The following is an 11,828-nucleotide window of genomic DNA, read 5'->3' on the forward strand; positions in this document are numbered from 1 at the left end:
CGCCCGCGCGTCACCGCGCCATGCACTACCGGTCGCCGACCACCGCAACCACTCACCAGCCGGTCGGCGTCCAATGACTGTCACATCACGTCACACAGGCCGCTGAGCGCGCAGCAGTCAGGGGAGGCAGCGCTCGCTCACAGGGGAAGGGACACAGTTCGGTCATGGTCATAGAGCGGCGCGCCAACGGACAGGGGCAGGGGAAGAGCCCAGAGGAAAGCAACCCGAAGGAAGCCCGGGACACCACCGCCGCTCGTAACATCGGTCAGCCTCAGAGTAACTTCCATTTCCTTCGCGCCGAATGGCCTTCTCTCTATGACGAAGCCCGCCACGCCGAGCGGCTCGCCCACGCGGACCCCCGTACCTCCTGCTTTTACGCCCGCCGTGTCCTAGAGCTCGCCGTGCACTGGATGTACGACAACGACTCCGCGCTGCGGCCCCCTTACCAGAACGACCTGAGCGCGATGCTGCACGAGCCGAGCATGCGGAACCTGGTCGGGCCGACACTCAGCGCGAAGATGGACCTCATCCGGCGCCAGGGCAACCACGCCGTACACCGCCCGGCCCCCGTCCAGGCCAGAGACGCGGTGCGGACGGTCGCCGAGTTGTTCCACGTCTTCTACTGGTTTGCCCGTACTTACGCGCCCGACCCTGCCACGGCTCCCGCCCCCGGTGTCCAGTTCGACACCCAGCGCATTCCGCGTCCCGTCCCCACCGAGGTCAAGCTGCGTCGCCAGGCCGAGCTGAAGAAGCAGGCCGAGGAGGACCAGGCCCGTTGGGACACGCAGGCCAAGGAACTGGCGGAGGAGCGCGCAAAGGGAGCGCAGCTCGCCTCCGAGGTGGCCGAGCTGCGTGCCCGGATCACCGCGCTCCGCAAGGCCAACGAGGCCCGCCCCGACACCCACGACTACGACGAGGCCGCCACCCGCGACCTGTTCATCGATCTCCTCCTCAAGGAGGCGGGCTGGGACCTCACCGAGGAGCGCGGCCGCGAGTTCCCGGTCGACGGCGAGCCCGGGGTGATCAGCAAGTCTGGCAAAGGTTACGTGGACTATGTCCTGTGGGGCGACGACGATCGCCCCCTTGCCGTCGTTGAGGCCAAGCGCACCCAGGTCGACGCACGCGCCGGCCGCCAGCAGGCCGAGCTCTACGCCAACGCGCTCGAAACCACCTATGGCCAACGACCGGTGATCTTCTACACCAACGGCTACGAGACCTACCTGTGGGATCAGTGGGGCAGGGGCACGGACGACAAGAACAGGGGTTACCCACCCCGCAGGGTCCAGGGCTTCCGCACCAAGGACGAGCTGCACTGGATGATCCGGCAGCGCGCCGGCCGCCTCGCGCTGAAGTCCTCCAACGTCAGCCAGGGCATCGCGGGCCGCCCGTACCAGCTCCAGGCCATCCAGCGTGTCAGTGAGAGCTTCGAGAAGGAGAAGCGCCGCCGCGCCCTTCTCGTCATGGCGACCGGCACCGGCAAGACCCGCACCACCGTGGCCTTCGTCGAGCTGCTGCAGCGGGCGGGCTGGGCGCGGCGCGTACTCTTCCTCGCCGACCGCCAGGCCCTCGTCAACCAGGCGGTGCGGGCGTTCAAGGAGCACCTGCCGAACAGCGTGACGGTCAACCTTCTCACCGAGAAGAAGACCGACGCCCACGTCTACGTCTCGACGTACCCAACGATGATGAACCTGGTCAACGAGGTCACGGAGGACGGCCGCCGCCGCTTCGGGCCAGGCTTCTTCGACCTGGTCGTCATTGACGAGGCCCACCGCTCGGTCTACGACAAGTACGGCGAGCTCTTCGAGTACTTCGACAGCCTCCTCCTGGGGCTGACAGCCACGCCCAAGGACGACGTCGACCACAACACGTACCAGCTGTTCCAGCTGGAGGACGGCGTCCCCACCGACTCCTACAGCCTGGACCAGGCCGCCGCGGACGGCTTCCTGGTGAAGCCGAACGTCGTCGACGTGCCCTTCGACTCCCTCCGGCGGGGCTTCCGCTACGACGACCTCACCGAGGAGCAGAAGGAGGCCTGGGACAACCTGGAGTGGACCGAGGACGGGCAGGTCCCCGACGCGGTCTCCGCCGACGAGATCAACCGCTTCCTGTTCAACCGGCCGACCATCAACAAGGCGCTCGAAGTCCTGATGCGGCACGGCCTGCGCGTCGAGGGCGGGGACCGGCTCGGCAAGACGATCATCTTCGCCAAGAACAACACGCACGCCCTGGCCATCGAGAAGCAGTACAACCTCAACTACCCGCAGGGCGCCGGGAACGACGCCCGGGTCATCACCTACCAGGAGAAGAACCCCCAGCAGCTCATCGACGACTTCTCCGACCCGGCCAAGGCCCCGGACATCGCCATCTCGGTCGACATGCTGGACACCGGCATCGACGTGCCCGAGGTGCTGAACCTCGTCCTGTTCAAGCCCGTCTACTCGCGGACCAAGTTCTGGCAGATGATCGGCCGCGGCACCCGTCTGCGCCCCGACGTCTACGGGCCCGGCCGCGACAAGGACGGTTTCAACGTCTTCGACCTGTGCGGCAACGCGGAGTTCTTCAACCAGGAACTCGACCGCGCCCCCGCCCGGCAGGCCCCGACGCTTACCGAGAAGCTGCTGCAGCGCCAGCTCGACCTCATCCGGACGCTGGACCGCCGCCAGGCCCCCGACCCGGCTCAGGACGGCGGTCCGGACGCGATCGACACCGAGGCGTCCCTGCGCTGGGCGGCGGCGCACCGTCTCCACCGGACGGTGCGGGGCATGAACCTCGACAACTTCCTCGTGCGACCGCACCGCCGTCACGTCGAGGTGTTCGGCGGCGACTTCGCCACCTGGCACCACATCGGCGACGACACGGCCCACGCGCTGAGCGAGGACGTCCTCGGCCTGCCGTCCGACTATTGGCCGGAGGGCGAGGACAAGGGCGAAGAGGCCAAGCGCTTCGACCTCATCGCCTACCGTCTCCAGCTCGCGGCCCTGGAGGGCGGCTCCGACTACACACGCCTGCGCGGTCAGGTCAAGGAACTCGCGGAGGACCTCCTAGGCAAGACCAACATCCCCGCCGTCCGGGACCAGGCCGATCTGCTGGAGGCCATCACGGACGACGCGTGGTGGCAGAACGTGACCATCCCGATGCTGGAGCACGTACGGCGCCGCGTGCGCGGCCTGGCCCACCTGGTCGACGATCCGGCCGCCCGGAAGATCGTCTACACGGACATAGCGGAGGACCACGGAGACCTGACGGAGGTTGAGCTCAAGGGCCTGCCCGTCGGCACGGACGAGGAGCGCTTCAAGCAGAAGGCCCGCGCCTACCTCCAGACCCACCGTGAGCAGGAGGCCGTCCGCAAACTGCGCGAGAACGAGCAGGTCACGGCTGAGGACCTGGCCACCCTGGAGGGGGTCTTCCTCACCGAGGGGGTCGCCTCCACCGAAGACCTGGAGCAGAAGCGCGCTGCCGACGGCGGTCTCGGCGTGTTCCTGCGCCGCATCGGGGGCCTGGACCGGGAGGCGGCGCAGGAGGCCTTCGCCGGCTTCATCGCCGACCACGACCTGTCCGCCGACCAGATCGACCTCGTCGGCCTCATGGTCCGGTACGTGGCGGCCAACGGGCTCATCGGCATCCGCGACCTGTACGAGAACAACCTCTTCAGCAGCCGCGGGGTCATCGACGACCACTTCACCGACGACGAGATCGACGCCCTGGAGGTCGTCTTCCGCACTCTGCGCGCCCGCGCCATTCCGGATGCGGGCCTCGCAGCTTGAGGCAGCTCTCTCCGAGCCACGGAACGGGCACGCACCGGGAAGAATGACGGTATGGCCGACACCGAAGCCCTTCGTGCCCGTTTCGCCCGCGCCCTGGAAGGGGCCCGCGGGCCCGGCGGCGGCCCCGATCCGCTGCCGTACGCCGACGACCTGCTCGGCCGCTGGCGGGAACCCCAGCGGCACTACCACACGCTCACCCACCTCACGGCGGTCCTCGACCACGTCGACGAACTGGCGGACCACGCGACGGACCCGGACGTCGTGCGGCTCGCCGCCTGGTTCCACGACGCCGTGTACCTGCCGGAGCGGTCGGAGAACGAGGAGCGGTCCGCCCGGCTCGCCGAGCGGGCCCTGACCGAGGCCGGGGTGCCCGAGCGGAAGACCGCCGAAGTGGCCCGGCTGGTGCGGCTCACCGTCACCCACGACCCGGCCGCCGACGACCGCGACGGCCAGGTGCTGTGCGACGCCGACCTGGCCGTCCTCGCCACGCCGCCCTCGTCGTACGCCGCCTACACCGCCGCCGTCCGCGAGGAGTACCACTTCGTGCCGAACGAGGCGTTCCGCGAGGGGCGGGCCGACGTACTGCGCCAACTCCTCGCCCTGCCCCGCCTGTTCCGTACGCCGTACGGGCAGGAGCACTGGGAGGCCACCGCCCGCTACAACCTGCGCGGCGAGCTGGAAATGCTGTCGACCCCGCCCGTCCCGCCCGCATAACCTGCCCCGCATGCGTGCTGTGGGAGCGGAACAGGTGGAGGAAGCCGTCGCCGACTGCGTGGCGGCACTGGGGGCGGTCACCGACCGGGACTGGAAGGGGGTGAAGGCCGGGCGGCTGGAGTGGGACTGCCGGCGCACGGCGGAGCACATCGCGAGCGATCTCATCGCCTACGCGGCACAGCTCGCCGGCCGGGCGCAGGACGCGTACACGCCCTTCGACTTCGCACTCGACGAGGACACCGGCAACACCGGTGCCCTCCAGGTGATCACCACGACCGGCGCCCTGCTCGCCGCCGCCGTCCGCACCACCCCCCGCCCGGTCCGCGCCTTCCACCCGTACCCCTTCCGGCACGCGAACCGCGAGGGCTTCGCCGCGATGGGCGTGGCCGAAGTGCTGCTGCACACCCACGACATCGCCGAAGGGCTGGGCATCGGCTACGAACCACCCGCCGGCCTGGCCTCCTTCGTCCTGACCCGGATCTTCCCCCGGGTCCGGCCCGGCCAGGCTCCCTGGCCGACCCTCCTGTGGGCCACCGGGCGCGGCGACCTGCCCGGCCGGGAGCCGGTCACCGCCTGGAAGTGGAGCAACAACCCCGTGCTCGACGCGGAGCGGCTCACCCTGGAGGGCGTCACCCCGGCCACCGCCGCCGATCTGTCCCTCGCGGGCGAGGGCGGGTTCGAGTGGGTCGGCGGGGCCGCCGCGGAGGGCACCCGTGAGGGCGCCGGGATCATGGTGAAGCAGTACGAGGACGGCGCGTTCCACCCCGAGTGGGGCATGTACGTGCTGGTCCGGCGCGAGGACGACCGCGCGGTGGGCGCGATGGGATTCCACGGCGCGCCCGACGCGGACGGCCGGGTCGAGATCGGATACGACCTCGTCCCCGGAGCCCGCGGCCACGGCTACGCCACCGAGGCGCTGCGGGCGCTGTCGCACTGGGCGCTGGCGCAGGACGGCGTGCGGACGGTGGTCGCCGTCGTCGAGCAGGAGAACGTGCCCTCGCAGAAGGTCGTGGACCGGGCCGGATTCACCCGGGTCGGCGAGGACGCCGGAGGGATCGCCTACGAGCTCCGCGGCTGAGCCGCGGCCGTGCCCTTGCGCCGCCGAAGCCCCGCCCCGTGCAGCAGCCGCACCACCTCGCGGCTGCCGACCTCGACCGCTCCCGCGCGCACCGCGTCGGCGTACCGGTGCTGGGGGATGTCGTAGTGGTCCCGTTCGAAGGCACGCCGCGGAACGCCCAGCCGGTCGGCGAACAGGTGCAGTTCGGCGTACGAGACGTCGCTTATCAGGTGGGACCAGAGTCGGCCGTGGCCCGGCCAGGTGGGCGGGTCGATGTACACGGTCACGAGGTGACCGCTCCGCCCAGTGCGCCGACCGCCGCGACCCGCACGCCCGCCTTGTGGCACACCCAGTGCGGGTCGGGGCCGAGTTCCGGCTCCACCTCCAGCGCGTGCGGGTCGCCCGTGCCGCACACCGGGCACAGCGGCCAGCGCCCGTACCGCTCCAGCAGCGCGTCCTGCACGTCCTGGGCGACCAGCCCGGCGAGGAACCCGGCACCCTCCGGCCACTGCCCGACCCACCAGCGCCGGTGCGCCACGGAGTCCTCGACCAGGGACACCACGTCCGCCTCGGCGACCTCACGCGCGACCAGGTCGGCCAGCACGAGGGCGCGCGCCGCGTGCAAGGCTTGTTCGAGAGTGCCGGCCGGCCGCGTGCCGGGTTCGCCGTGGTGCTCGGGGTCCATGCCCCTATTGTGCGCACTCTTGACCACAGGACCGCGACGAAAATATCTTTCAGGGTGTGACCGATGACGTGAAGGAAATTTTCGTGAGCGGTGGCGCCGCGCCCGCGCCGCCCGCGCCCGCCGCCCTCGCGGCCAAGGTGCGCACGCTGGCGCCGTCGATGACCCGTTCCATGCAGCGGGTCGCCGAGGCCGTCGCCGCCGACCCGGCCGGCTGCGCGGCCCTCACGGTCACCGGACTGGCCGAGCTCACCGGCACCAGTGAGGCCACCGTCGTCCGCACCGCCCGCCTGCTCGGCTACCCCGGCTACCGCGACCTGCGCCTGGCGCTGGCCGGTCTCGCCGCCCAGCAGCAGTCCGGGCGCGCGCCGGCCATCACCACGGACATCGCGGTGGACGATCCGATAGCCGACGTCGTGGCCAAGCTCGCCTACGACGAGCAGCAGACCCTCGCCGACACGGCGGCCGGACTGGACACCGTGCAGCTCGCCGCGGCCGTGACCGCCCTGTCCGGCGCCCGCCGCACCGATGTGTACGGCGTCGGCGCGTCGGGGCTCGTGGCCCAGGACCTCACCCAGAAGCTGCTGCGCATAGGCCTGCTGGCGCACGCCCACAGCGACCCGCACCTCGCCGTCACCAACGCGGTGCAGCTCCGCCCGGGAGACGTGGCGATCGCCATCACCCACTCGGGAACCACCGGAGACGTCATAGAACCGCTCCGGGTGGCCTTCGAGCACGGGGCGACCACGGTCGCGGTCACCGGCCGCCCGGACAGCCCCGTCACGCAGTACGCCGACCACGTCCTGACCACGTCCACGGCCCGCGAGAGCGAGCTGCGTCCGGCGGCGATGTCCTCCCGGACGGGGCAGCTGCTGGTCGTGGACTGTCTGTTCGTGGGGGTCGCCCAGCGGACGTACGACGCGGCGGCTCCGGCACTGGCGGCGTCCTACGAGGCGCTGGCGCACCGGCACCGGGCGGCGCGCAGAGGGCCGTAGGGCCACGCCGTCGCCCTTGACCGCGGACCGTCCGCGGCTGTGCACGGGCCGTCCGTGGCTGTCCGGGGTCCGTCCGCGGCTGTCCGCGGGCCCGCCTGGCTGTCCGCGGGCCGTCCGCGAGGCTGTTCGCGCCCGCGCGGCGGAGCCGCCTGCCGACACGGCCCCGCGCCGCCGGGTAGTCCGACCCCTCCCGAATTGGAAGATCGCCCATGCCTCCTGCCTCCCACCACCACGACATCCGCGCCCAGTTGGAGACCCTCACCACCGAGGCGTACCGGCCCGAGCTGGCGGACGTCGACCGGTTGCCCACCCTCGACATCGCCCGGCTGATGAACCGGGAGGACGCCTCGGTGGCCGGCGCGGTGGCCGAGCAGGTACCGGCGATCGCCGCCGCCATCGACGCCGTCGCCGAGCGGATGGCCTGCGGCGGACGGCTGGTGTACGCCGGCGCGGGCACCGCCGGACGGCTGGGCGTGCTGGACGCCTCCGAGTGCCCGCCGACGTTCAACACCGGCCCGGAGCAGGTCGTCGGCCTGATCGCGGGCGGCCCGGCCGCCATGGTCACCTCCGTCGAGGGCGCCGAGGACTCCGAGGAGCTGGCCGCCTCCGACCTGGCCGCGCTGGAACTGACCGCCGACGACACGGTGGTCGGGATCTCCGCCTCCGGCCGCACCCCCTACGCGATCGGTGCCGTCGCGTACGCCCGCGGACGCGGCGCCCTCACCGTGGGACTGTCCTGCAACCGCGGCAGCGCCCTGGCGGCGGCGGCCGAACACGGCATCGAGGTGGTCGTGGGTCCGGAGTTCCTCACCGGCTCCACCCGCCTGAAGGCCGGGACGGCCCAGAAGCTCGTGCTGAACATGCTGTCGACGATCACGATGATCCGGCTGGGCAAGACGTACGGGAACCTGATGGTCGACGTGCGCGCCTCGAACGAGAAGCTGCGCGCCCGCTCCCGGCGGATCGTCGCCCAGGTGACGGGGGCGGACGACGACGCCGTGGAGCGCGCCCTGGCCGCCACGGAGGGCGAGGTCAAGCCCGCGATCCTGGTCCTCCTGGCCGGTGTGGACGGCCCCACCGCGGCCCGGCTCCTCACCACCTCCGGCGGTCACCTGCGCGCGGCGCTGGCAGCGGCGGCCGACTGACGCGGGCGACGCCGGGATGGATACTGGAGCAGTCCCCCACCCGGAGAACCCACCATGAACCATGCGCAGCTCAAAGTCCTGGGCCGAGCCCTGCGTGTCCTGGGTGAGCACGGCGAGGCACTGTCCGCCGACACCTCGGACGCCCGCCTGCACGAGGTGAAGGGCGATCTGCGGCGGGCCCTGGACCTGCTGGAGGAGAGCGTCACCACGGCCGCGCCCAGCACGCGCTGCGCCGAGCACCCCACGGGGCCGGTCGACGAGAGCGCCCCCGACCTGTGCCTCCTCTGCGAGACCCGGCGCCGCGCCGCCCGCCGCGCCGAGTTCAACGGCCCCGCCCCGCAGGCCCCGCCCGTCGACCCCGCGCCGTCCCGGTACGGGGTGCGCGGGGACCGGCCGCAGCCGCAGCAGCGCTGGCTGCCGGAGCTGTGGAACGGGCAGGCGTGGCAGTTGTGCGGGACCCCGCGCCGGGACCGGCGCGAGGCCGAGCTGTTCATCGCGGCGCAGCGGCGCGGGCCGCGCGCCGCCATGGCGTACCGCATCGTGCACGAGTTCACCGACTACGAGGTGCTGCGCGTGTGGGGTACGCCGGTGCGGGTCGACATCGAGCCGATGGGCGGCCTCTGAGCGGCCCGGCGGGGCTCAGTGGATCCTGATCTCGAAGATCTTGTGCGCGCTGTCGAAGTTCCGGTGGCTGTTCTTCGCGAGCGTGACCCACTGCTTCGCGCCGCCCAGCTTCTGTTGGTAGCCGATGGTCACCTTGTTGTTCCCGGACCAGACGTAGTCGATGTCGTAGACGGCCAGCTGCATCGTGCCGGCGTTGGCGAAGCAGTGCAGGTCGAAGCCGTTGTTGTTGACGATGCGGGCCAGGTCGGGGCGCGCCTCGAGCCCGAAGAGGGCGCAGTGCTCGACGCGGACCTTGTCGATCGCGTGGGCGGAGGTCACGGGCAGGGCGGTGAGGGCCGCGGCGGCGAGCGCGGTCACGAGGGCGGCCTTGGCCTTGGAGACGGTCACGTTTCTTCCTTGCGTGCGGTCGTGGCGGGAGGGGGCGGGCCGGGCGGCTCAGTGGATCCGGATCCGGGAGATCTTGTGCGCGCTGTTGAAGTCACGCCGCTGCCACTTCTCCAGCGTCACGGTCTCCGTCGCCCCGCCCAGCCTCTGCTGGTACGTGACGGTCACCTTGTTGTTCCCGGACGTGACGAGGTCGATGTCGTAGATCGCCACGTCCATGCCGCCCGCGTTGGCGAAGCAGTGGTGGTCCCGCCCGTCCGCGTTGACGACGTGGGTGAGGTCGAGGTCCGGGAGCCAGCCCCCGCAGACGGTCTTGTTGATGGCGTGTGCCTGACCGGCCGGCAGGACGGTGAGGGCGGCGGCCGCGAAGGCGGCCAGGGACGCGGCGCGCAGGGCGGGTCTTCTCATGTCGGTGCTCTCTCGGGACGGTGCCGGCGGACGGCAGCGGGAGGGATCCGGTGGATCCGCGGGAGGGGGTGCGCCGGAGTGCCCGCGGGCGGCGACCGGCCGGCGACGGTGCGGGGCGGTCGGGGCGGGCTCCCGGCGCGGGAAGGCGCCGGGAGAAGCGGGTGGGGGCGGCCTCTCCGGACATGATCGACACTACGGTCGGTGCCGCCCCCGTCTCCTCCGGCCGGGGGACGATTGCCGCGTCCAACCAGAGGTAGAGGGCGGGCTCGGGCCGTCCACCCGTCGTTCGCCGTCCGGCGGGACGACGAACGGCCGCCGTTCCGGGAAGCCCGGTACGGCGGCCGTCGTCACGGCGGCGGGATCTACGCCCTGGAGGCCTCGGCGGCCGTCCCGGACGCGTCCTCGGCGGCCGCGGGCGTCGCCGCGGCACGCCGGCGCGGGATGAACGCGGCGATGGCGAAGCCGATCAGCGCGGCCACCGCGCCGAGCGCCGGCCGGTACGGAAGCCGTCCTCGCCGGGCAGCGTGTACGGGCCGAACCGCGTGGTCATCTGCGCCAGGACGACACCGGCGACGGCGCCCGAGACGGACGTGCCGATGGAGCGCATCAGCGTGTTGAGGCTGCCGGCCCCCTTCCGCCGGGGGCGCCGCACCACGGGGACGGTCGACTCGGCTCAGCTGAGCGTCTTCAGGGACGCCGCGTCGTACGGCGCCAGCTCGTCGAAGCGGCCGGCCAGCACCTTGGCGGCCCAGTTCGGGTCCTGGAGCAGCGCGCGGCCGACGGCGACGAGGTCGAACTCGTCGCGCTCCATCCGGTCGAGCAGGTCGTCGAGGCCACCGAGCTCGGCACCCCGCCCCTGGAACGCCTCGAGGAACTCCCCGTTCAGACCGACGGAGCCGACGGTGAGGACGGGCTTGCCGGTCAGCTTCTTCGTCCAGCCGGCCAGGTTGAGGTCGGAGCCCTCGAACTCCGGGAGCCAGTAGCGGCGCGTGGACGCGTGGAAGGCGTCGACACCGGCCGCGGCGAGCGGGGCGAGGATCGCCTCCAGCTCCTGGGGCGTCTCGGCGAGCCGGGCGTCGTAGGCGTCCTGCTTCCACTGCGAGTAGCGGAAGATGACGGGGAACTCCGGCGACACGGCCGCGCGCACCGCGGCCACGACCTCCGCGGCGAACTTCGCGCGGGCCACCGGGTCGCCGCCGTAGGAGTCGGTGCGACGGTTGGTGCCGGACCACAGGAACTGGTCGATGAGGTAGCCGTGGGCACCGTGCAACTCCACGCCGTCGAAGCCGATGCGCTCGGCGTCCGCGGCCGCCCGCGCGAACGCGGCGACGACGTCGTCGATGTCGGCCTGCGTCATCGCCTTGCCCGTGCCCTCGGTGCCGTCCGTGCGCACCCCGGACGGGCCGACCGCCGGGGCCTGGGGGTAGGGCGCCTGGCCCTGCTCGCGGACCATGCCGATGTGCCAGAGCTGCGGCACGATCGTGCCGCCCGCCGCGTGCACCGCCTCGGCGACCTTCGCCCAGCCCGCCAGCTGCTCCTCCCCGTGGAACCGCGGCACCCGGTCGCTCTGCCCGGCGGACTCGTGCCCCACGTACGTGCCCTCGGTGACGATCAGCCCGACACCGGCGGCGGCGCGACGGGAGTAGTAGGACACGACGTCCTCACCGGGGACGCCGCCCGGCGAGAACATCCGGGTCATCGGCGCCATGGCGATGCGGTTGGGGACGGTGAGGCCGTTGATCGCGACGGGCCGGGAGAGCATTCCCGCGGCTCGGGCGGCGGTGTCCGGGGAGGTGACGGTCACGTGGGGCTCCTCTGCTTCGCGTACCAACGAGTATGTGCATGCGCATGCACTGCACGTTCGGCGTCAACCAGCAGGCCCCCAGGGGGAATTCCCCCGGAGGCAAGGTGTGGCCTCCGTCACGGAGCACCTCCTGCGCGCCCTGCCGGAAGGCGGAGCGGCGACCGCCGCCCGGAACGCCCGAGGGCGGCACCCCCTGTCGGAACAGGGGGTGCCGCCCTCGGTCGTACTGACGGACGGATCCGATCCTCGGG

General features: G+C 72.1%; 12 protein-coding genes. 6 read left to right on the forward strand and 6 right to left on the reverse strand.

The annotated features are described in order from the left end of the window. Positions 1 to 164 precede the first annotated feature (164 nt). From ACZ6A9_RS30100 to ACZ6A9_RS30110, 3 genes are read left to right on the forward strand one after another with little or no spacing between them, the layout of a single operon-like run. On the forward strand, positions 165 to 3,764 hold the full coding sequence (locus ACZ6A9_RS30100) for a DEAD/DEAH box helicase family protein (protein ID WP_468991855.1): 3,600 nt from the start codon (positions 165 to 167) through the stop codon (positions 3,762 to 3,764). A gap of 51 nt (positions 3,765 to 3,815) precedes the next feature. Beyond that, entirely contained in the window at positions 3,816 to 4,478 is a 663-nt protein-coding gene (locus ACZ6A9_RS30105) for an HD domain-containing protein (RefSeq protein WP_468991859.1), read from the forward strand. A gap of 34 nt (positions 4,479 to 4,512) precedes the next feature. After that, a complete protein-coding gene (locus tag ACZ6A9_RS30110) occupies positions 4,513 to 5,556 on the forward strand; it encodes a GNAT family N-acetyltransferase (protein ID WP_468992270.1) in 1,044 nt (347 codons plus the stop codon). On the opposite strand, the gene ACZ6A9_RS30115 is transcribed toward ACZ6A9_RS30110, so the two are convergent. Continuing rightward, a complete protein-coding gene (locus ACZ6A9_RS30115; RefSeq protein ID WP_468991864.1) occupies positions 5,538 to 5,822 on the reverse strand; it encodes a DUF4031 domain-containing protein in 285 nt (94 codons plus the stop codon). The two genes, ACZ6A9_RS30110 and ACZ6A9_RS30115, sit on opposite strands and share 19 nt — an antisense overlap. After that, complete coding sequence (locus ACZ6A9_RS30120) at positions 5,819 to 6,220, reverse strand: hypothetical protein (RefSeq protein ID WP_468991867.1); 402 nt, start codon at positions 6,218 to 6,220, stop codon at positions 5,819 to 5,821. Before ACZ6A9_RS30120 ends, ACZ6A9_RS30115 begins: the two co-directional genes overlap by 4 nt. Positions 6,221 to 6,276: 56 nt before the next feature. On the opposite strand from ACZ6A9_RS30120, the gene ACZ6A9_RS30125 reads away from it, so the two are divergent. The 3 genes from ACZ6A9_RS30125 to ACZ6A9_RS30135 all read left to right on the forward strand — a co-directional run bounded on the left by ACZ6A9_RS30125 (position 6,277) and on the right by ACZ6A9_RS30135 (position 8,981). Then, a complete protein-coding gene (locus ACZ6A9_RS30125; protein WP_468991870.1) occupies positions 6,277 to 7,212 on the forward strand; it encodes a MurR/RpiR family transcriptional regulator in 936 nt (311 codons plus the stop codon). 209 nt (positions 7,213 to 7,421) lie between these two features. Beyond that, complete coding sequence (gene murQ / locus ACZ6A9_RS30130; RefSeq protein WP_468991874.1) at positions 7,422 to 8,357, forward strand: N-acetylmuramic acid 6-phosphate etherase; 936 nt, start codon at positions 7,422 to 7,424, stop codon at positions 8,355 to 8,357. Positions 8,358 to 8,411: 54 nt separating this feature from the next. Then, a complete protein-coding gene (locus tag ACZ6A9_RS30135; protein ID WP_468991876.1) occupies positions 8,412 to 8,981 on the forward strand; it encodes a hypothetical protein in 570 nt (189 codons plus the stop codon). Positions 8,982 to 8,996: 15 nt separating this feature from the next. Here ACZ6A9_RS30135 and ACZ6A9_RS30140 read toward each other — a convergent pair whose 3' ends face one another. From ACZ6A9_RS30140 to ACZ6A9_RS30155, 4 genes are all read right to left on the reverse strand, one after another. Next, positions 8,997 to 9,368: a beta/gamma crystallin domain-containing protein gene (locus tag ACZ6A9_RS30140; protein ID WP_468991878.1), complete on the reverse strand. Its 372-nt coding sequence runs from the start codon at positions 9,366 to 9,368 to the stop codon at positions 8,997 to 8,999. Positions 9,369 to 9,416: 48 nt separating this feature from the next. Next, the gene (locus tag ACZ6A9_RS30145) at positions 9,417 to 9,773 is read right to left on the reverse strand and encodes a beta/gamma crystallin domain-containing protein (protein ID WP_468991881.1); all 357 of its coding nucleotides are present in this window, start codon (positions 9,771 to 9,773) and stop codon (positions 9,417 to 9,419) included. Positions 9,774 to 10,239: 466 nt separating this feature from the next. Further along, positions 10,240 to 10,425: a hypothetical protein gene (locus tag ACZ6A9_RS30150; protein ID WP_468991884.1), complete on the reverse strand. Its 186-nt coding sequence runs from the start codon at positions 10,423 to 10,425 to the stop codon at positions 10,240 to 10,242. Between the two features lie 21 nt (positions 10,426 to 10,446). After that, entirely contained in the window at positions 10,447 to 11,577 is a 1,131-nt protein-coding gene (locus ACZ6A9_RS30155) for an NADH:flavin oxidoreductase (RefSeq protein WP_468991888.1), read from the reverse strand. Positions 11,578 to 11,828 lie beyond the last annotated feature (251 nt).

Source organism: Streptomyces sp. NPDC041124, from assembly GCF_055592385.1.

Coding starts and splice junctions, on each gene's coding strand:
- ACZ6A9_RS30135 (WP_468991876.1), top strand. CDS start 8,412: ATGAACCATGCGCAGCTCAAAGTCCTGGGCCGAGCCCTGCGTGTCCTG.
- ACZ6A9_RS30100 (WP_468991855.1), top strand. CDS start 165: ATGGTCATAGAGCGGCGCGCCAACGGACAGGGGCAGGGGAAGAGCCCA.
- ACZ6A9_RS30145 (WP_468991881.1), bottom strand. CDS start 9,773: ATGAGAAGACCCGCCCTGCGCGCCGCGTCCCTGGCCGCCTTCGCGGCC.
- ACZ6A9_RS30105 (WP_468991859.1), top strand. CDS start 3,816: ATGGCCGACACCGAAGCCCTTCGTGCCCGTTTCGCCCGCGCCCTGGAA.
- murQ (WP_468991874.1), top strand. CDS start 7,422: ATGCCTCCTGCCTCCCACCACCACGACATCCGCGCCCAGTTGGAGACC.
- ACZ6A9_RS30120 (WP_468991867.1), bottom strand. CDS start 6,220: ATGGACCCCGAGCACCACGGCGAACCCGGCACGCGGCCGGCCGGCACT.